The sequence below is a fragment of the Streptomyces olivaceoviridis genome (genome assembly GCF_014650115.1).
GTDB lineage: Bacteria > Actinomycetota > Actinomycetes > Streptomycetales > Streptomycetaceae > Streptomyces > Streptomyces olivaceoviridis.
Genome location: NZ_BMUI01000019.1, coordinates 24,299 through 43,461, shown reverse-complemented (window position 1 = coordinate 43,461; position 19,163 = coordinate 24,299). Strand labels below are relative to the sequence as shown.

The following is a 19,163-nucleotide window of genomic DNA, read 5'->3' as shown; positions in this document are numbered from 1 at the left end:
GCAGCACACGGAAAGCGAAGATCCTCCCATGAACAAGACCACCATGCGGGCCGTCGGCTACCGCGAGAGCCTCCCCGTCAGCGACCCGGAGAGCCTGGTCGACGTGGAACTGCCCGTCCCCGAGCCCGGCCCGCACGACCTGCTGGTGAAGGTCGAGGCCGTGGCGGTCAACCCCGTCGACTACAAGATCCGGCAGAGCAACGACCCGGGCGGCGGGACCAAGGTGCTCGGCTGGGACGCGGCGGGCACCGTGGTCGCGGTCGGCGAGAAGGTCGAGACGTTCAAGACGGGCGACGAGGTGTACTACGCCGGCGCTCTGGACCGGGCCGGTGCCAACGCCGAGTACCACACGGTCGACGAGCGCATCGTGGCCCTCAAGCCCGCCACGTTGTCCTTCACACACGCCGCGGCCCTGCCGCTGACCTCGCTGACCGCCTGGGAGGGGCTGTTCGAACACCTCGGCCTGGAGAACGGCGGACTGAACCAGGACGGCGCCCTGCTGATCACCGCCGCGGCCGGGGGCGTCGGTTCCATCACGGCCCAGTTGGCCCGCGCCCTGACCAGTCTGACCGTCATCGGCACCGCCTCCCGTCCGGAGACCGTCGAGTTCGCCACCCGCATGGGTGTGCGGCACATCGTGGACCACCGCGAGCCCCTGGCCCCCCAGATCGCCGAGGTGGCCCCGGACGGCCTGACACACGTGTTCAGCACCGCCAACACCGACGGCAACCTCGGCGCGTACGCGGAGGCCCTGCGGCCCTTCGGCAGGATCGTCGCCATCGACGACTTCGACTCCCTGCCCATCGGCGTGCTGAAGGCCAAGAGCATCTCCTACCACTGGGAGTTCATGTTCACCCGCTCCCTGTTCCAGACTCCCGACCAGGACCGGCAGCGGCACATCCTGACCCAGATCGCCCGCCTGGTGGACGCGGGCATCATCACCACCACCGCCGTGAAGGACCTCGGCAGGATCGACGCGGCGAACCTCCGCGAGGCGCACCGCGTCATGGAGTCCGGCACCGCCATCGGCAAGATCACCCTCACCGGCTTCTGAGCCGCCCCCACACGCCGGCCGGCCGCGCAACACTGCCCCGGGCGCCCATTACCTGCGTTCACGGGCATCGGCGACCGGAATCACGTGTCCGACCGGCCCGCGGTGACGATGGTTGTTCCGGACCGCGGTGACGACGGTTGTTCCGGACCGCGGCCGGCCATGCGCGGCCCGCACGGACGTGCAGGGCCGCTTCCGGCCCCCAGGGCCACCCGACGACCTACGGAGAACGCCATGACCCACCCCGAGAACGGACCCATCGTCCTCGTCGCGCGCATGCAGGCGCGTCCCGGCAAGGAGCAGGAACTGCGGGACGCGCTGCCCGCTCTGGTGGCCGCCACCCGGCGGGAGGACGGTTGCCTCACCTACGTGCCGCACCAGGGCCTGGACGACCCCGGGCTGCTGGTGATGCACGAGGTGTGGCAGAGCGAGGAGCACCTGCGCGCCCACTCGGGCAGCGCCCACCTGCGGCGGTTCGCGGAGCTCGCACAGACGCTGACGGTGGGGGGCATCCGGATCGAGCGGCTGACCGAGCTGGCCGTGTAGAGGGGGCGTCCGGGCCGGCTCACCGGGCCGGGATCAGGTCCTCGGCCGCGGGGCGCTAGCGTTGCTCACCGTTCGCGCCCCGCCCGGGGCGCACCGAGGTTGGGACCCCGATGTTCACCAGCGTTCTTCTGATCGAGCAGCAGCTGTCGGCGGCGGACGTCAAGTTCGTCACCACGCTCCACGACGACGAGACGTTCTTCGTCGTCCTCATGCAGCCACGGGGCTCCGAGAACCGGCTGCTGCGCTCCCTGGACGACATCGCGCTCGGTGAACTGGAGCAGGCCGTCCACGAAGGCGGGGAGCCGGAGGGCGAGGAAGCCCGGCAGCAGGCCGCCCTGGCACTGGAGCACTCGGTCCAGAGCCTGCGGGCGGCCGGCAGCGAGTCCGTCGGGCAACTGGTCGGCGGCCACCCCCTGACCCTGCTGCGATCGGTGGTCGAGCAGACGGGTGCCGATGAGGTGATCGTCCTGACCGCACCGCATCTCGTGGAGGAACTCCTCCACCTCGACTGGGCCGGCCGGGCCCGTCACACGGTGGGCGTTCCCGTACTGAAGCTGTACGCACACGACGACGAGAGGTGACCAGCCGCGCGCACACCTGCTCGCGCGTCAGTCGGACGACCGATGCCTGGACGCGTCACCGGTGACATGCTCCGAACGGCTCGGCCCCACCCGGGCCGGATTTCCCGGCTTCAAGGCCGAGTTCGAGCGGATCCGCACCCTGGGCAACCCGCGCCGCCTGCTCGCCGGTCCGAACGACGTGACCATCGGCACGATGTGCGTGGAATCGACGGCACACGGCGCCATGGAACGCGGGTACCGGGTGACCCCGGTCCCGGATGCCACGGCCCCCGACGGCGGACCGGACTCCTACGAGCAGATGCTGCGGCGCTACGCGCTGGTCGCGCACGAGGTGCTGACCACCGACGAGCTGCCGGCGACGCGGCCGTTCCCCAGCCGCTGACCCGGTGTGCCGGGGCCGTCGCCGTGGCGGGACCGGCGGTCAGTCCGCCTCCGGCTCCCTGCTGCCGGTCCGGAAGACGGCGGTGACGGCTTTGCCTTCGAGCGCTGGACGGGTGTGCCAGGAGTCGGCGAGGGCGGCGACGAGGTGCAGGCCCCGGCCGGACTCGGCCAGCGGGTCCGCCTCGGCCGCGCGCGGCCAGCTCGTCGTCCCGCCCTTGTCGAAGACCGTCAGCGAGGTGGCGTTCCGGTCGTGGTGGAGCATCAGGCCCCGGACACCGGCCGTGTGGGAGGCCGCGTTCGCCACCAGCTCGGTGACGACGAGGAGCGCGTCCGGCAACCTCGCTCCGAGGAACTCCGAGCAGGTGTTCCGCACCGCTTCCCGAGCCCGCTGCTCCGCCCGGCCGGGACCGGCGAGGCTGATCACCCGGCAGGCGTCCGCCGAGGGCCGCACCCCCACCGACACGCCTTCTCGGTCAGGGCTGAGTGTTCTGTTCACGATCGGTGTCCTCCCACGCAAGAACCGCTGTTCAGACCAACCGATCCAATGAGTTGGATATTCCAACTAACCGCTCGGCCGCATGAGTTGTCCGACGGGCGGGACGGTCGCGCGCGTTGAGGCAGAAGGGCTGCCCCAACGACTCCTCCCTGCCTCCCCGCCCGCCGTTTCCGGGCCCGGCGGCAGCAGGATGAGGGGCGGCGGGTCGTGGATGACCCACAAGGAGGGGAACGCGGCAGTGCCCGTTCCCTCCACCCGCGACCCAGGCGAGAGGAACAACGATGACGTCCTTGGCCCATGCCGTACACGTCAGTCCGATGCAGCCGTTGGCGCCGGCCGCCCTGCCTCCCCGGCCGGACGGCGGCCCGCTGCTGTGGTCCCCGCTGTCCACGACGCTCGTCTACGGCCCCCGCGAAGCCGTCCTGGTGGACCCGGGGCTGACCACGGAGCAGGGGGTCGCCGTCGCGAAGTGGGCCGCCGGTTTCGGCCGTACGATCACCGGCGTCTACGTCACGCACGCGCACGGCGACCACTGGTACGCGACGGCGCCCGTGCGGGAGCGGTTCCCGGACCTGAAGGTGTGGGCCACGGCCGAGACGGTCGCGGAGATGGAGCGGACCACCCCCGGCGGCCGGCCGAACCCGTTCTGGGGAGCGGCGTTCCCCGGCCTGATCGGCGAGACCCCGGTCATCGCCGAGGCCGTCCCGGAAGGCGGCCTCCAGGTGGACGGGCAGCCGCTCGTCCCCCATGCCGCCGGGCACACCGACACCGATCACACGACGTTCCTGCATGTGCCGTCCTTGGACCTGGTCGTCGGCGGCGACGTCATCTACAACCAGGTGCACCAGTACCTCTCCGAGGCCGGTGCCCACGGCATCGACAGCTGGCTCGGCACGATCGACGCCGTGGCCGCCGTCAACCCGACCACCGTCGTGGCCGGGCACAAGAATCCCGAGCGCGACGATCCGGCGTCCGTCATCGACGAGACCCGCGCCTACCTGCGTGCGGCCACGGAGGTAATCGCCGCTGCCGGCGGCCGGGCGGAGTACTTCGAGGCGATGACACAGAGGTTCCCCGCATGGCTGAACCCGAGCATCGCGTGGCTCACCGCGGTGGGGCGCTGGGCCGAGTGAGGCCGGGCACCGGTGGCACGGTCGCCGGGAGAAGCGGCCTGCCGCCGGACGGCGGGGCGACTCCGCCGCCGTGATGACCAGGTGGTCATTACGGCGGCAGAGTCGTATCCTCCTAATGACCGCCTGGTCATTACGGCCTGACGGCGCATCTACTCGTCGGGAGTCGGTACGGCATGTCCGAAGACAGGGAACCCACGCGTCACCAGGTGGTCATCGTCGGCGGCGGCCCCGTCGGCCTGTGGACCGCTCATGAACTGGCCCTCGCGGGAGTGCGCCCCCTCGTCCTGGAGCGGGGCGAGCAGCGCAGTCCTCACTCCAAGGCCCTGGGTGTGCACGCCCGCACGATCGAGGTACTGGCCATGCGCGGGCGTCACGAGGAGATGCTGGCCGGCGGCCGGGCCGTGCCGAGCTGGCATTTCGGCATGCTGGACAACCGTCTGGACTTGCGGTCGTTGCCCACCCCGTTCCCGTTCATGCTGACCTTCCCGCAGTCGGCCACCGAGGAACTGCTGGAGCGGTACGCGGTCGAGTCGGGCGCGGAGGTACGGCGGGGACACGAGGTGGTCTCCCTGGCCCAGGACGACGCGGCCGTCACGCTCCGGGTCCGGGGCCCCGCCGGCACCTACGAGGTGACCGCCCGGTACGTCGTCGGCGCCGACGGCACCCACAGCACCGTGCGCCGCCAAGCGGGTGTCGACTTCCCCGGGACGGAGACCTCCGCGTACGCGTACCTCGGCGAGGTCGTGCTGGACAGTCCACCGCCGGCCGGGTTCCAGGCCCTGAACGAGGCCGGTCGCCTCCTGGTGGTGCCGCTCCCGCACGGCAGGTACCGCGTCACCGGGTACGACCCGCTCAACCAGCACCGCGATCCGCTCACCCTGGACGAACTCCGGGACGCCGCACGGCGCATCGCCGGCACCGACTTCGGCATGCGCGACCCGTCCTGGCTGACCCGGTTCGGCAACGCCACGCGGGTGGCCGCGTCCTACCGCGCCGGCCGGGTGCTGCTGGCCGGGGACGCCGCGCACAGCCACTTCCCCGCGGGCGGGGTCGGTCTCAACGTCGGGCTCCAGGACGCCATGAACCTCGGCTGGAAACTGGCCGCCGTCACACAGGGCAGGGCGGGCTCGGAGCTGCTCGACACCTATCACTCCGAACGGCACGCGGTGGGCGAGGAACTCGCGGAGCACACGCTGGCGCAGAGCGTGCTGATCACGGGGCTCACCCCGGACGTCACCGCGCTGCGGTCCCTGCTGAGCGACGCGGTCGCCGACGAACCGGGCTTCTCCAGGATGCTCGCCGGCAAGCTCTCGGGGCTCGACACGGCCTACCCGCCGGCCGACGCGGACGCCCATCCCCTCACCGGCGTCCGGGCCTACGACCCCGAGGGCCAGGGCATCCTCCCGCTGCTGCACGACGGCCGTCCGGCGCTGCTGACCATGGGTGACACCCCGGTCCCCGCGGAGGTGGCCGAACGGGCGGCGACGGCCGGCGTCGCGGTCCACCGCAGCCGGCTCTCCACCACCGGCGGGGACCACTGGGCCGGCGTGACCGCGGCACTGCTGCGGCCCGACGGACACGTGTGGTGGGCGACCGAACAGCCCGCCGACACGGCCGACTACGCCGGCGAGACGGTCAAGGCCCTGGACACCCTGCCCGCGCGGTTCTGAGCCGATCGGGGCCCGCGGGGGGCGGTGAGGGGCGGGAATGCGTCACGGGGTGGTGGTGTTGTGAGAACCGTCTGACATGTTCGAGTCAACAGGCTCGGGCGGTTGGCGGAAGGAGTCCCTCATGGCACGCAGCACCACACGCCCCGTCGTCAAGCTGAAGTCGACGGCCGGCACCGGCGTCACCTACGTGACCCGCAAGAACCGTCTGAACGACCCCGACCGGCTGGTCCTGCGCAAGTACGACCCGGTGGCCGGCGCGCACGTTCTCTTCCGCGAGGAACGCTGACCCCCCTCGCACCCCGCTTCCCGCCTCCGCCGCCCGTCGGCGGAGGCTCCCCCGAGGAGGAACACCCCATGAGGAACGCCATCCACCCCGTCTCCCGCCCCGTCGTCTTCCGTGACCGCGCGGCAGGCTTCCAGCTGCTCACCCGCTCCACCATCGAGTCCCAGCGGACGGTCGAGTGGGAGGACGGCACCACGTACCCGGTCGTCGACGTGGAGATCTCGTCGGCGAGCCACCCGTTCTACACCGGCACCTCACGCGTCGTGGACACCGCGGGCCGGGTGGAACGCTTCCAGCGGCGCTACGGCCGTACCACCGCCGACCGCCACTGACGGCACAACCCGTTCGACCTCCCGGGAGGAGACCGCGATGAAGGTACGCAAGTCCCTGCGCTCGTTGAAGGCCAAGCCGGGCGCGCAGGTGGTGCGCCGGCGGGGCGTGACCTTCGTGATCAACAAGAAGGACCCCCGCTTCAAGGCCCGCCAGGGCTGACGCCCCGAAACACCGAGCAGCCACGGCCCGGCACCGCACCCGCGGTGCCGGGCCGTTCCCGTTCCCGGCGCCGTCAGCGGAGACCTCGGCGGCGGTAGGCTGACGATCATGGGGGAGTGGAGTGTTCGGCCCGCGTCGGGGACGGACGTCGAGGCGGTGGCCGAGTTACGGGCCGTGGTGCTGCGGGCGGATCTGGAGCGGCTCGGGCGGTACGACGAGCGGCGGGTGCGGCAGCGACTGCGGGACGGGTTCGTCCCGGCGCACACCTGGGTGATCGAGGTGGGCGGCGCGTTCGCCGGCTGCGTGGCGCTGCGGCCGGCCGAGGGCGCCCACTGGCTGGAGCACTTCTACCTGGCCCCCCACCTCCAGGGCAACGGCATCGGCGCGGCCGTACTGCGCGGGCTGCTGGAGCGGTGCGACCGCGACGGCGTCCCGGTCCGGCTGAACGTGCTGCGGGGCAGCCCGGCCCGGCGCCTGTACGAGCGGCATGGATTCACCCTCGACACCGAGGACCCCGTGGACGTCTTCATGGTGCGCGAACCGGCCCCGGCCGCATGGGGCGGGTGAACACCCGCCGGGTGTCCCACCGGGGCGGGCGGATGCCGGTGGGTGTCGGCCAGGGCCGGTGCGCGCCGTCGAGTTCACATGGCCGTTGTGACAGCGTCGGTTCGCGAGGCGGTGGTTGTCATCTGCGGCCGGTGAAGTGGGCCGCTGTCGACAAGCTGTCGGACGATTCGTGAGGTGCAGGTCCATGCGTCAGATCCGCGTCCGGGGTGCCGAGCGGCGCTCCGCCCGTGTCCGGGCGGGACTCGCGACCGCCGGGGTGCTCGCCCTGACGGCCCCGGCCTTGCTGTCGGGTACGGCACAGGCGGACGCATCCGCGCACACCACGACGACCGAGCAGTGGACGACGCGGATCCTCGCCCCCGGGGTCACGGTCCGCACGGGTGTCGTCCAGCACCCCGGTGTGGAACATGCCTGGACGGTCACCGTGCAGGCGCCGGCCAGGACCCGGTGGACCGCGAACGACCCGGACGCGCCCGTGACCTGGGCCGAGGTCTCCACCCGCGCCTGGGCCGACGACACGGCGCGGAAGCTGACCGACGCGGGCCTGCGGCCACGGGTGGAGAGCGTGCGGTGGCCCGACTACGCCGACACACCGCACGGGACGATGGGGTACCGGGTGCGTGTCGGCCGTTTCGCCACCCAGGCGGAGGCGCGGGCGGCCGCGTCGGCGGTCACCGCGGCCGGCTTCCGTACGACTCCGTCCTGGACCGGGTACGACATCCAGGAGCCGGCCGACCAGGAGAACATCCACGTCGCGGTGATCGACCCGAAGACCTTCGACGGAACGGTCGAAGCCACGCACGACGGCGATGTGGCACAGCGGGAGACCACCTCGGCGATGGCGCGGAAGCTGAACTCGCTCGTCGGGGTCAATGGTGGCTTCTTCGTGCTGTCACCGGGCGACGGCGTGCCGGGCACCATGTCCGGGATCGGCGCGTACGAGGGCGAGTGGGAGTCGATGGCGGCCGGTTCCCGCTCGGCGCTGGTCATCGAGGACGGCGGTCACAGGGCCCGGATCGCGGACCTGACGAGCACCCTAACCGCACGGGCGGGCAAGGCCGCGTACCGGATCCAGGGCATCAACCGGGTGCCCGGCACCGTCCGGGACTGCGGCCGGCCCGGCAGCACGCCCAGTGAGCTGCCCTGGCAGGACGTGACCTGCCAACTCGCCGACGACATGGTCCGGTTCACCGACGCCTTCCGGGCCGACCTGCCGACCGGGCCCGGGGTGCAGGCCGTGCTGGACGCCTCCGGGCGGGTCGTCTCCGTCGGCGCGCGGGGCGGTCGCGTCCCCGTGGGCGGGCACGTGCTGCAAGGCATCGGCCGGGCCGCCGACTGGCTGACGGCGCACGCCGGGCCGTCCGGCCGTATCAAGGTCGGCGAGGTCGTCCGCACGACCGACGGCCGGCGCGTCGCGCTCGGACCCGGCGACTCCGTCGTCAGCGCCGCCCCGACGCTGGTGAAGGACGGCCGCATCGACATCGACGCCGCCGCCGAGGGTGTGGTCGACCCCGCGTACACCTCCTTCGGGTACGCGTGGGCCAACGTCCGTCAGCCGCGCACCCTGGCGGGCGTCGACGGGCGGGGCCGGCTGATCCTCGCGACGGTGGACGGGCGGCTGACGAACGGCAGCGAGGGGTTCACCCTCTACGAGGCCGCCGCCTTCATGAAGTCGCTCGGCGCCGTGCAGGCGATGAACCTCGACGGCGGCGGCTCCACCGCGATGGCCGTCGGCGGCACGCTGGTCAACACCCCGTCCGACGCCACCGGCGAACGCCCGGTCGGAGACACCGTCCAGGTCCTGCCGGCGGCCCACTGACCGAGGCCGCGGCCCGGCCGGGCCGCCGCTCGTGGAGGAGCGGGGCCTCAGCCGGTCTGGACGCGCCGGGCCGCGGCCACGAGTTCGGCAGGCAGCGCGGGACCAGCACACGCGTGATCAAACAGCAGGTCCCGGTACGAGTCGTTCGGCAGATCCGGCGCGAGTTCGACGAGTTCGCTCAGATCGGCAGGCGAGCCGGTCAGTCGAGCACGGTAGGCGGCCCCGGCCGCGCGCAGGGAGAGCTCAGCCGGCTCGTACCCCCTCCCCTGATCGACCAGCCGGACCGCAGAGGCGAAGTCGCCCTGCTCGGCACGCACATCGGCCAGGTCGAGGTAGAGCGACCAGTTGGCCGGGTCCAGGGCGAGAGCCCGCTCGAACGCCGCCACGGTCTGCTGAAGATCACCCAGTGTGCGCCACGTGCCCGCTCGCACGACCTCCGTCAGCATGATCCGCCCAACGGAGTCCGCCCGGTCGCAGAGGGCGAACGACGCATCGGTGAGACCGCATGCCCGCAGCAGGATCGCCAGGCCGGAACCGTTCCCGCATGCTTTCGGTGTCCAGACCATGGTCGTAGTCCATCGTCCGCATCGCGGCCTCGGCCAGCGCGTCGGCGCTCACCCCACCGAGGAACCGCGCGTCGCTGAACCAGGGGGCTTCGGCCGATGCGATGTCGGGCCGCACACCCGTGACCGACCCGATCGCCATCGCCGCGCCGTCCATGTCCCCCTCAAGGAAGCTGATGTACGACCGCGCCAGTACCGTCCTCAAGGAGTCGGCACCCTGAACGACCTCGGCGAGCTCCGACGGCCCGTCCGCCCACAACTCGGCGAGGACCGCATAGGGCTCGGGGTTCTCGGGTGCGGCGGCGATGGCACCCGCCAGATGGTGCACGGCTGCTGACGGGCTGCCCCCGCAGTGCGCCATCACCCGCGCGAGACCTGTTCCAGCGGCTACCGCCCGATTCGAGGTCCTCCGAGGTTATCCCTGGTCAGCCACCGAGCCGCACCGCGCCCTGTTCCCGGTGATCGTCGCCCTGCGCGTTTCAGCGTGGAAGCACCCAGCCCGGCGTCCAGGTTCCGGCGGCGGCGTGGCCGGCCGTCGTCGTGGCGAGGTGGTCGCGGAGGAGGGCCAGTGCCGGGTGGGGGTTGTCGCGGTGCCAGAGCAGCGAGTGCGGGTAGACGGGCGTCGGGTCGGTCACCGGGATGCGGCGCAGGCCGAGGCCGGCGGGCCAGACGAGGCTGGTGTGCTCGCCCATGAAGGTGGCCAGCGCCGGGGTGTCCGCGACGGTGTCGAGGAGCGCGTCGGAGCCGAAGTTGGGGCCGGTCGCCTCGATGGTGAGACCGAACTCGGCGATGAGGTCGTCGTAGTAGGCGGCCCACTCGGTACCGGGGACGATGCCGGGCATCCAGATCCGGTGCCCGGCGAGCCGGGCGAGAGGCACCGACCGGGCACCCGCCAGCGCGTGGCCGGGGCCGGTGAGGAGCTGGAGCGGTTCGTCGAGCACCCGGACGGACTCGATGTCCTCGGGGAGGGGCCGGCCGGGCGCGGCGACGGCGCGGAAGGACGCGTCGATCGTGCCCGAGCGGAGGGCGGCGACGGCCGTCTCGATGTCGAAGAGCATCACCACGTCGAGGTCGATCTCCGGGTGCGCCCGGTGGAACCCGCGCATCAGGCCGGTCGCCGCGCCGCGCGAGGCGATCACGTCGACGCGCAGCGGGCGGCGGCCGGTGCGTACGGAGGCGACCGCGCGCTCGGCGACGCGGAGCAGTTCGCGCGCGTGGGGCAGGAACGCCTGCCCGTCGATGGTGAGCTCGGCGCCGCGCGGAGTGCGGGTGAACAGCCGTACCCCGAGGGTGCGCTCCAGCGCGGCGATGCGCTTGGAGACGGCCTGCTGGGTGACCGCCAGTTCGGCGGCGGCCTCCTGGAACTGCCCCGCGTCGGCGGCGGCGACGAAGGTCCGGACGGTGTCGAGGTCCATGCCGACCACCCTAGGGCCACAACCGGCGGTTGTGGCTGACGGCGCTGTGGTTGTTTGATCCCTGCTCGGAGAGCCCGCTTTGATGCTTCCGGTCGCGGACCGGTTGTGCGGAGGAAGGCGAGGGGACGTCGGGCATGAGGAGCGGACACCGGCTGGACCAGTTGCCCGGACGCCGGCTGGGGCGGCGGTTCGGATGGCTCTGGGGAGCGTACGGGACCAGCGCGCTCGGCACCTGGCTCGCCTTCGGCGCCTTCCCGCTGATCGCCGTCCGCGTGCTGCACGCCGGACCGGCCGAGGTCGCCGCGCTCTCCTCCGTGGGCGCCGCGGTGGGCGCGGCCGTGGCGGTGCCGCTCGGCCCGTGGGTGGAGTTCCGCCGCAAGCGGCCCGTGCTGATCGCGATGGACCTGGTGCGGTGTGCGGCACTGCTGACGATCCCCACCGCGTTCGCGCTCGGCGCGCTCACCTTCCTCCAGCTCCTGCTGGTCTCGGTCGTCGTCGCGGCGGCCGACATCACCTTCCGCGCCGCCTCCGGCGCGTACCTGAAGACGCTGCTGCCGGCCGGGGACCTGTTCGTCGCCAACGCGCGGTTCGAGTCCACGTCCTGGACCACCACGATCATCGGACCGCCGCTGGGCGGCGCGGCGACCGGGCTGCTCGGTCCGGTGGCGACGGTGGTGGCCGACGCGGTGAGCTACCTGCTCTCGGCCCTGGGCCTGTGCGCGATGGGCGGGCAGGAGCCGCCGCCCGAGCGCCGACGGGCCGCGCGCATGCGGGCCGGGGACCTGCTCGACGGCTGGCGGTACATCCTCGCCGACGCGACGCTGCGTCCGCTGTTCTTCAACACCGCCGTGTTCAACGGCCTGGTGATGGCCGCCGATCCGCTGCTGGCCGTCCTGATGCTCGGCCGGCTCGGGTTCACGCCGTGGCAGTACGGCCTCGCCTTCGCCGCGCCCTCGATCGGCGGGCTGCTCGGCTCACGGCTGGCCCGCCCGCTCGCCGCCCGGTTCGGGCAGCACCGCGTCCTGGTCGTGTCCGGGACGCTGCGCGCCGTGTGGTCCGTCGGCCTGGCCTTCACCGGGCCGGGCACCGGAGGACTGCTGCTGGTGATGGGCGTCGAACTCGGCCTCATCTTCTGCTGCGCGGTGTTCAACCCCGTGTCCGCCACCTACCGTCTGGAGCGCACCGCGACCGACCGGGTCGCCCGCACGCTGACCGCCTGGACGGTGACGACCAAGGGGTCGACCGCGCTCCTGACGGCCGTCTGGGGAATCGTGGGCAGCCTGCTCGGCCCGCGTACGGCCATCGGCCTGGCCGGCGTGTTCCTGCTGGCGACCCCGCTGCTGCTCCCGCGCCGCGCGGCAACGTCCCTCCCCGAGCGGGAACCGGCACCGGTCCGCACCTGACGCCTGAGGACCTCGCGGTCGCTGCGCGCTGGACCGCATGCCGCTCTCGGCCGTCCGCGAGGCGAGCAGGATGGCCGTCGAGGGGTTCACCGCCGCCCTCGCCCTCCCCCTCGCCCTCGCGCCGTTCGGCGTGCGGGCGAGGACGGTCGAGCCGGGTGCCTGCCCGACGACCGACGCCGCGGGCAGGACGACCGGCGGCGCGTCGGTGAACGAGCCGGTCCCGGCGCCCCGAGCAGGCCCCCCGCACCCGCACAGGGCCCGCCCGCCGCCCGGACCAGCCGCGCACGGACCTGCTCCCGTCCCCGCCGGAGCCGTACTCGACGGTCAGTCCTCCTCGGCGCAGCAGCCGTGCCGGGGCGCGGAGCCCGCGGCGACGGTCTGGAGGCGGCAGAAGCAGGACGCCTCGACCGGTACGTCCGCCAGCGCCGCGGCGATCTTCAGCTGCTGGGCCACGATCCGCGCCTCCCCCTCCTTGCCGAGCCGCACCAGGCACTCGTGGAGTCCGTGCAACGCCCAGACGTTGCCGGGGTGTTGCAGCGGGCGGGGGAGCGTGTCGTCGAGTCCGAGGTCGGCACGGTAGACGGCCTCGGCCTCCGCGACCAGGCCCTGTTCGAGGAGCAGGGCGCCGTAGGCGTGCCGGGTGGGCTGCATCCAGCCCCACGGCTCGTCGTACGGCAGACCGTCGTCCAGCTCGATCGACCGGCGCAGCGCCGCGAACGCCGCCTCGTACCTCCCCTTGCGGTAGTCCAGCTCGCCGTCCAGCATCTGTGCCGCGATGGCGAGGATGTCCGTACAGGTGTTGTTGAACAGCATCCGGGTCTCCGGCACCCGGGCGACCGCCTCGTGGAACAGCGCGCGTTCCGTGTCGGCCTCGTCGGTCCGGCCCGTGGCCGAGAGGGCGACCCCGCGCGCGTACCGCAGCATCGCCGTCGTGACGCAGTGGAGCCGGGCGTCGGCGGGCAGCGGCAGGCGCAGGATGTCGTCCCAGCGGCCGAAGCGGACGAGCACGTGCACCCGCATCGCGAGGAAACCCTCCAGCCAGTCCGCCATGGGCGGGCTCTCCACACGCAGCAGCTCCTCGGGTACGGCGGCCTCCAGCCGGTCCGCCGTTTCGACGGCGTCCTGGAAGCGGCCGAGGAACATCGCGCCGTAGATCTTGAAGTGGAGGTTGTGACACCGGTACAGGGTGTAGAAGTTCATCGCGCCCGCACGGGCACGGAACCTCTCGTCGGCCGTGATCGCCTCGGTGTTGTCGGAGATCACCCGGCGGTAGTCGCCGCAGAGCACTTCCAGGTGGGACGGCATGTGCTGGAGATGGCCCGCGTCCGGCACCAGACCGCGCAGCCGGTCACCCGCCGGCAGGGCGGCCTCGGGCGTCGGGGACATCTCCATCAGGTGGACGTACAGGTGGAGCAGCCCCGGGTGCCGGGCTCCCGCCCGGGTGGCGAGGGCCTGCTCAAGGACCGCCTTCGCCTCGGTGGTGCGCGCGCCGGGGGCCGGACGGCCCGAACGGATGTCCCAGAGCCGCCAGGGCGTGAGGCTCATCAGGGCGTCGGCGTACAGGGTGGCCACGTCGAGGTCGCCGTCGGCCAGTCGGTGGGCGGCCCGCATGCTGTCGGCGTAGGCGGCGTTCCACACGGAACAGTCCTCGGCGTCCGGGGCCCGGGACCGTGGGTAGCGGGCACCCAGCGCGCCGACGAGGGCCCGCTCGACCGGGGTGGCGCCGGCCGCCTTCGCGTGTGCGCGCCGCACGGCGGCGTGCGCCCGCTCCACCGTCCGCTCCAGGTCCTGACCGTCGAAGAACTCCCACGGCTTGTTGTAGTTGGGGCCGAGCGCGTAGGCCAGGCCCCAGTCGGCCATGGCACAGTCCGGGTCCGCCGCGGCGGCGGCCTCGAAACAGCGGACGGCCTCCTCGTGGTTGAAGGCGTACGTCCAGTTCAACCCGCGGTCGAACCAGGTCTGCGCCTCGTCGGACGAGGTGGTCACGCGCCGGCTGTGGCTGCCGAGGTCGTAGTAGTCCATGCCCCCGCGCCTCCCTCGTACGGGTTGTCAACGGGTCACGCAGCGAACGGTACCTTCCAGCGAACCGCATGGCGTCACACACCGGCGGCCCGGGTGTTCGGACGTTCGGCCGATCCGCTTCACCCGGTTCCGGAGCCGGAACGGACACCGGCCCGCAGGCCCCGGCGGAAAAATATCCGGGCGGTGATGTCGAGAACCCGTGACCGGCTCCGTCCCAGGGGTGAGCGCGGCCACAATGGGTCGCACCAGCACCGAGGAGAAGCACCATGGCCAAGTACCTGCTGCTCAAGCACTACCGCGGCGCTCCGGCGGCGGTCAACGACGTGCCCATGGACCAGTGGACGCCGGAGGAGATCTCGGCACACGTCCAGTACATGCGGGACTTCGCGGCCCGGCTGGAGGAGTCCGGCGAGTTCGTCGACGGCCAGGCCCTCGCCCCCGAGGGCACGTGGGTCCGGTACGACGGTGAAGGGCGCCCGCCGGTCACCGACGGCCCCTTCGCCGAGACCAAGGACCTCATCGCCGGCTGGATGGTGATCGACGTCGACAGCCAGGAACGCGCCGTCGAGCTGGCCGGGGAGCTGTCGGCCGCCCCCGGAGCGGGCGGCAAGCCGATCCACGAGTGGCTGGAGCTGCGCCCGTTCCTGAGCGCGACGCCCACCGGCACCGAGTGCCATTGATGGACGAGGCCCTGCTGAGGAGCCTCACGCCGGGCGTGCTCGCGCTCCTCGTGCGCCGCGGAGCGGACTTCGCGGCGGCCGAGGACGCCGTCCAGGACGCGCTGGTCGAGGCGGTCCGCGGCTGGCCGGCCGACCCGCCGCGGGACCCGAAGGGCTGGCTGGTCACCGTGGCCTGGCGCAAGTTCCTCGACCAGAGCCGGGCGGACACCGCGCGCCGCCGGCGCGAGGACCGTGCCGGCGAGGAGCCCGCGCCCGGGCCGGGGCCCACGGTGGACGACACCCTCCGGCTCTACTTCCTGTGCGCCCACCCGTCGCTGACGCCGTCGTCCGCGGTCGCGCTCACGCTGCGCGCCGTCGGCGGGCTCACCACCCGGCAGATCGCCCGGGCCTACCTGGTGCCCGAGGCGACGATGGCACAGAGGATCAGCCGCGCCAAGCGCACCGTCTCCGGCGTGCGGTTCGACCGGCCCGGCGACGTCGCCACCGTGCTGCGCGTCCTCTACCTGGTCTTCAACGAGGGCTACTCCGGCGACGTCGACCTGGCCGCCGAGGCCATCCGGCTCACCCGGCAGCTCGCGGCCGGGACCGACCACCCCGAAGTGGCGGGGCTGCTCGCCCTGATGCTGCTCCACCACGCCCGGCGCGCCGGCCGGACCGCGCCCGACGGCAGCCTGGTCCCGCTCGCCGAGCAGGACCGCGGCCGGTGGGACACGCGCCTGATCGCCGAGGGCGTCGCGATGCTCCAGGCGGCCCTCGCCCGGGACCGGCCGGGCGAGTTCCAGGCCCAGGCCGCCATCGCCGCCCTGCACGCCGACGCGCCCACCGCCGAGGAGACCGACTGGGTGCAGATCGTGGAGTGGTACGACGAACTCCTGCGCCTGGCCGACAACCCGGTCGTCCGGCTCAACCGCGCCGTGGCCGTCGGCGAGGCCGACGGTCCGCGCGCCGGCCTCGCGGCACTCGCCGAGCTGGACGGCTCACTGCCCCGCCACACCGCCGTAGCGGCCTACCTGCACGAACGCGACGGCGACCTGGAGACGGCGGCGCGGCTGTACGCCGAAGCGGCCCACCGCGCCCCCCACCTCGCCGAACGCGACCACCTCACACGCCAGGCCGCCCGCCTCAACGCCCGCCGGCGCCACTGAGGCGCCCGGGTCCTGAAGGCCGGGTCGCTACTGGATGCTCCAGCGGACCTGCCGCCGCCGGTGGATGTCCGCCGGCCGCCGGCCCCGCCCGCGGTCATGGGCCTCGCCGCACACCGGCCAGGGCTCGTCCGCCGGCCACAGCAGGGGGCCGCCCACGGAACCGGCCGTGGCACCCGGCCTGCCCGGCCGGGGGGTGCAGCCGTGTCGTCGTTCCCCGGTAGGCGGCCAGTTCCGGGAAGAGCGCCTCGACATCGAGCGGGCGCGGCGGCGTGGTCCTCTGCATGGACGCGACCTTGGAGGCGGGACGGCCCCGGCCGCCGGGCACCCCGGCAGGCGGCGGCACCGAGCGGAAACCGCCGCCCTTTCGACTGGTGCCGCGGCCGTACTCGGGGATCGGCCGCGGCACCAGCCATCCAGGGCACTCCCGCGCACGGCACGAATGCCCCGCGCCGACGAGCGTATGCGGAGCCGAACGGGTGAACCGACAGGAGACCGAGGGTCGGTCGGCGGCTTCCGTGGCCGCCGGCCTGACGGCCGGTGCCGAGGCCCCTGGGGTGGGGCGAGGGGGCACCGGCCGTGGCCTGGCAGCCGGGCGCCGTACCGTGGAGTGCCGCGTCTCAGGCGCCGCACGTGTTCCCGTCGATGGGAAACGGCACCCGAAAACCGGTCGCCCTCCCGGTCCGTCCCGGTCCCCCGCTCACGGATACCGGCCGGCGATGCGTGCGATGCCGATCAGCACCCGCGAGGGTGTCACCACGCGGTCACTGACCACTGCATCCGCAGGCCAGCGACCCCGCGTCACTGAGCATGCAGCACGCAACCAGTCGATATCTACGGCGAATCTTTTACATCAATACCGCCTGACACTAATTAAACTGAGCCGTAGTCAACGCCAGCCCCGGGGGACAAGCCACCAGTGAACCGCCAAGCATTGAAAAAGCTCCTCAAAGACCGCCGCGCGCTCATATCCCCCGAAACGCACGGACTGACCCGCCCCACCGGCCGGGGGCGCCGCGCCCCCGGCCTGTCACAGGGGCAGGTCGACGAACTGCTCGGATACTCCGAGCGCACCTACCAGCGCCTGGAATCCGGCAACTACCACCACCCCCCGGTAGACCTCCTCCGTGACGTCGCGCGCCTGTACGGCATGAACGAGCAGGAGTGGATCAGCCTGTGCCGGTACGCCCGCGGCGAGGACCCGCCCGGCCCGCTGTACGACACCTCCGGCCACGCCCTGCCCGCCGCCTGGGCCGACGCCGTCGCCGGCATCACGTACCCCGCGTACGTCACCGACGCCTCCTGGAACCTCGTCACCTGCAACGACCGTTTCCACGCCCTCTTCGACAGCGGCCGGGCCCCGGTGAACACCATGCGGTGGATGCTCCTGGACGGGCGTGACCAACTCATCGACTGGGCCACGGCCTGGGCCCCGCTGGTGATGCCCCAGTTGCAGGCGGCGCTCGCCCAGCGCCCCGACGACAAGGTCCTGCGGCAGATCGAGGCGGACATCCTCGCCGACCCCCTCGCCCAGCCCCTGTACGAGAAGGGCGGGGCCTCCATCCACCCCGACGGCGACGAGCGTCCGATCCGTCACGCGGTCGAGGGGCAGGGCTGGGTGACGATGTGTGTGGCGCAGCCGCTCGCGGCGCCCGGGTCCCGGTGCATGATCCTCGTTTTCCGGCCGGGTCCGCGACGGACCGGGAGCAGGCCGCGTATGTTGAAAGCCCAGGAGAACGGCATGAACGCCTGAATTTGCCCGTCTTTGGTGCGCGGCCAGGCAGTATTTCAAGGACGGCGAAGGAAACAAACCAGCCAATTTTGCCGTACCTTGACTTAATCAGGTCGCAGCGCCTTCAGGGGGGAACCCATGCCCGCTCATATCGCCCGCCCCACCACCGTCCTCGCCCCTCACAAAGTCACCACAGCGGAGATAGCCGACGACATTCGCGCCCACCACCCCCACCACCCGCGCCTCGGTGCGATCCTCCGTGTCCTCGGCAACTGCGGCGTGGAGACGCGCTATTTCACCCAGCCCCTGGACTCGCCCACCGTCAACGGCACGGCGGAGGTGGGCGACCGCGCCGCCCGTGCCTTCGCGGACGGCCTCACCATGGCCGAACAAGCCGCCCGCACCACCCTCGACCGGTACCGGCTCCAGCCCGGCGACATCACCGGCCTCATCACCACCCACGCCACCGGCTGGGCCGTCCCCAACCTCGACATCCACCTGGTCGAACGGCTCGGGCTACGGCCCACCATCCGCCGTACCGCCCTGACGACCACCGCCTGCGCCGGCGGAGCCCACGCCCTGGTCCGGGCCGTGGAACAGGCCCTGCTGCACCCCGGATCCCGCGTCCTCGTCGTCGCCGCCGAAGTGCTCTCCACCGCCTACAACCACGCCGACACCAAGATCGAGCACATGATCTACAAGGCGCTGTTCGGTGACAGCTCAGCCGCCACCGTGGTCTCCAGCGACCCCCTCGGCCCCGGCCTCGCCGTCGACGCCGACGGACTGTTCGAGTACGTCCTCCCGGACAGCCTCACCATGTACGCGGGCAGAATCGACAGTACGGGCCTGCACTTCGACAGCACCAAACAAGCGACCGGCGGCGCGAGACATGTCATGCCCGCCGTCACCGACTGGCTCGCCGGCCGCCCCGTCGACGTGCCCGTCATCCACCCCGGGTCGAAGCCCATCATCCTCGACACGGCCGACGCCCTCGGCCTCACCGCGACCGACGCCCGCCACTCCCTCGACACCCTCTCCGAAGAAGGCAACCTCGGTGGTGTATCGGTTCTCCGGGTCCTCGAACGCACCCATGGCGAGCCCCCGGCCGACGCCGAGAGCGCGCTGCTGGTCGCCTACGGCCCGGGATTCTCCGTCTCCGCCCTCCGCGGCACCTGGCAGGACTAGCC

Annotated in this window: 21 protein-coding genes and 1 pseudogene; 16 read left to right on the top strand and 6 right to left on the bottom strand. The window is 72.6% G+C overall.

All coding sequences use genetic code 11. From position 1 onward, the window contains the following. Window positions 1-28: 28 nt before the first annotated feature. The 4 genes from IE273_RS29740 (at window position 29) to IE273_RS29725 (ending at window position 2,560) form a co-directional block, all read left to right on the top strand. Window positions 29-1,054, top strand: coding sequence for a zinc-binding alcohol dehydrogenase family protein (locus tag IE273_RS29740; RefSeq protein WP_189818262.1), 1,026 nt, complete (start codon window positions 29-31; stop codon window positions 1,052-1,054). 231 nt (window positions 1,055-1,285) lie between these two features. Next, window positions 1,286-1,597 carry a putative quinol monooxygenase gene (locus IE273_RS29735; RefSeq protein ID WP_189818261.1) on the top strand — a complete coding sequence of 104 codons (312 nt, stop codon included), beginning with the start codon at window positions 1,286-1,288 and terminating at the stop codon, window positions 1,595-1,597. A gap of 110 nt (window positions 1,598-1,707) precedes the next feature. Next, window positions 1,708-2,178, top strand: coding sequence for an indole-3-glycerol phosphate synthase (locus tag IE273_RS29730; RefSeq protein WP_189818260.1), 471 nt, complete (start codon window positions 1,708-1,710; stop codon window positions 2,176-2,178). 61 nt (window positions 2,179-2,239) lie between these two features. After that, complete coding sequence (locus IE273_RS29725) at window positions 2,240-2,560, top strand: isochorismatase family protein (protein WP_229887670.1); 321 nt, start codon at window positions 2,240-2,242, stop codon at window positions 2,558-2,560. 39 nt (window positions 2,561-2,599) lie between these two features. On the opposite strand, the gene IE273_RS29720 is transcribed toward IE273_RS29725, so the two are convergent. Next, window positions 2,600-3,055: an ATP-binding protein gene (locus IE273_RS29720; protein ID WP_229887668.1), complete on the bottom strand. Its 456-nt coding sequence runs from the start codon at window positions 3,053-3,055 to the stop codon at window positions 2,600-2,602. 281 nt (window positions 3,056-3,336) lie between these two features. On the opposite strand from IE273_RS29720, the gene IE273_RS29715 reads away from it, so the two are divergent. The 7 genes from IE273_RS29715 to IE273_RS29685 all read left to right on the top strand — a co-directional run bounded on the left by IE273_RS29715 (window position 3,337) and on the right by IE273_RS29685 (window position 9,019). After that, on the top strand, window positions 3,337-4,188 hold the full coding sequence (locus tag IE273_RS29715; RefSeq protein WP_189818259.1) for an MBL fold metallo-hydrolase: 852 nt from the start codon (window positions 3,337-3,339) through the stop codon (window positions 4,186-4,188). 173 nt (window positions 4,189-4,361) lie between these two features. Beyond that, window positions 4,362-5,858, top strand: a complete 1,497-nt coding sequence (locus tag IE273_RS29710; RefSeq protein WP_189818258.1) for an FAD-dependent oxidoreductase — start codon at window positions 4,362-4,364, stop codon at window positions 5,856-5,858. Between the two features lie 121 nt (window positions 5,859-5,979). Further along, window positions 5,980-6,144 (top strand): 50S ribosomal protein L33, encoded by a 165-nt coding sequence (gene rpmG, locus IE273_RS29705; protein ID WP_014669330.1) that lies wholly within the window; start codon window positions 5,980-5,982, stop codon window positions 6,142-6,144. A gap of 68 nt (window positions 6,145-6,212) precedes the next feature. Further along, the gene (locus IE273_RS29700) at window positions 6,213-6,473 is read left to right on the top strand and encodes a type B 50S ribosomal protein L31 (protein ID WP_189818257.1); all 261 of its coding nucleotides are present in this window, start codon (window positions 6,213-6,215) and stop codon (window positions 6,471-6,473) included. A gap of 37 nt (window positions 6,474-6,510) precedes the next feature. Beyond that, window positions 6,511-6,633 carry a type B 50S ribosomal protein L36 gene (gene ykgO / locus IE273_RS29695; RefSeq protein WP_006130958.1) on the top strand — a complete coding sequence of 41 codons (123 nt, stop codon included), beginning with the start codon at window positions 6,511-6,513 and terminating at the stop codon, window positions 6,631-6,633. Window positions 6,634-6,741: 108 nt separating this feature from the next. Then, window positions 6,742-7,200, top strand: a complete 459-nt coding sequence (locus tag IE273_RS29690) for a GNAT family N-acetyltransferase (protein ID WP_189818256.1) — start codon at window positions 6,742-6,744, stop codon at window positions 7,198-7,200. 184 nt (window positions 7,201-7,384) lie between these two features. Further along, window positions 7,385-9,019: a phosphodiester glycosidase family protein gene (locus IE273_RS29685; RefSeq protein ID WP_189818255.1), complete on the top strand. Its 1,635-nt coding sequence runs from the start codon at window positions 7,385-7,387 to the stop codon at window positions 9,017-9,019. A 47-nt stretch (window positions 9,020-9,066) separates the two neighbouring features. On the opposite strand, the gene IE273_RS44985 is transcribed toward IE273_RS29685, so the two are convergent. From IE273_RS44985 to IE273_RS29675, 3 genes are all read right to left on the bottom strand, one after another. After that, window positions 9,067-9,450, bottom strand: coding sequence for a tetratricopeptide repeat protein (locus IE273_RS44985; protein ID WP_308437070.1), 384 nt, complete (start codon window positions 9,448-9,450; stop codon window positions 9,067-9,069). Further along, window positions 9,419-9,910 (bottom strand): hypothetical protein, encoded by a 492-nt coding sequence (locus tag IE273_RS44980; protein ID WP_308437069.1) that lies wholly within the window; start codon window positions 9,908-9,910, stop codon window positions 9,419-9,421. The genes IE273_RS44985 and IE273_RS44980 overlap by 32 nt, the downstream gene beginning before the upstream one ends. A gap of 151 nt (window positions 9,911-10,061) precedes the next feature. Then, window positions 10,062-10,997: a LysR family transcriptional regulator gene (locus tag IE273_RS29675; protein WP_189818254.1), complete on the bottom strand. Its 936-nt coding sequence runs from the start codon at window positions 10,995-10,997 to the stop codon at window positions 10,062-10,064. A 134-nt stretch (window positions 10,998-11,131) separates the two neighbouring features. On the opposite strand from IE273_RS29675, the gene IE273_RS29670 reads away from it, so the two are divergent. After that, window positions 11,132-12,400, top strand: a complete 1,269-nt coding sequence (locus IE273_RS29670) for an MFS transporter (RefSeq protein WP_189818253.1) — start codon at window positions 11,132-11,134, stop codon at window positions 12,398-12,400. A 324-nt stretch (window positions 12,401-12,724) separates the two neighbouring features. Here the strand turns inward: IE273_RS29670 and IE273_RS29665 are convergent, their stop codons facing one another. Beyond that, window positions 12,725-14,422: a hypothetical protein gene (locus tag IE273_RS29665; RefSeq protein ID WP_189818252.1), complete on the bottom strand. Its 1,698-nt coding sequence runs from the start codon at window positions 14,420-14,422 to the stop codon at window positions 12,725-12,727. 266 nt (window positions 14,423-14,688) lie between these two features. Here IE273_RS29665 and IE273_RS29660 point away from each other — a divergent pair, with 266 nt between their 5' ends. Beyond that, window positions 14,689-15,102, top strand: a complete 414-nt coding sequence (locus IE273_RS29660; protein WP_189818251.1) for a YciI family protein — start codon at window positions 14,689-14,691, stop codon at window positions 15,100-15,102. Next, the gene (locus IE273_RS29655; protein ID WP_189818250.1) at window positions 15,102-16,247 is read left to right on the top strand and encodes an RNA polymerase sigma factor; all 1,146 of its coding nucleotides are present in this window, start codon (window positions 15,102-15,104) and stop codon (window positions 16,245-16,247) included. The genes IE273_RS29660 and IE273_RS29655 overlap by 1 nt, the downstream gene beginning before the upstream one ends. A gap of 45 nt (window positions 16,248-16,292) precedes the next feature. On the opposite strand, the pseudogene IE273_RS43890 reads toward IE273_RS29655, so the two are convergent. Beyond that, window positions 16,293-16,530 (bottom strand): annotated as a pseudogene (locus IE273_RS43890) (hypothetical protein); the annotation flags it as partial. Window positions 16,531-17,163: 633 nt separating this feature from the next. On the opposite strand from IE273_RS43890, the gene IE273_RS29650 reads away from it, so the two are divergent. Together IE273_RS29650 and IE273_RS29645 are read left to right on the top strand one after the other, a co-directional pair. Further along, window positions 17,164-17,997, top strand: a complete 834-nt coding sequence (locus tag IE273_RS29650; protein WP_189818249.1) for an MmyB family transcriptional regulator — start codon at window positions 17,164-17,166, stop codon at window positions 17,995-17,997. Between the two features lie 117 nt (window positions 17,998-18,114). Beyond that, window positions 18,115-19,161, top strand: a complete 1,047-nt coding sequence (locus IE273_RS29645) for a beta-ketoacyl-[acyl-carrier-protein] synthase family protein (RefSeq protein ID WP_189818248.1) — start codon at window positions 18,115-18,117, stop codon at window positions 19,159-19,161. Window positions 19,162-19,163: the final 2 nt, after the last annotated feature.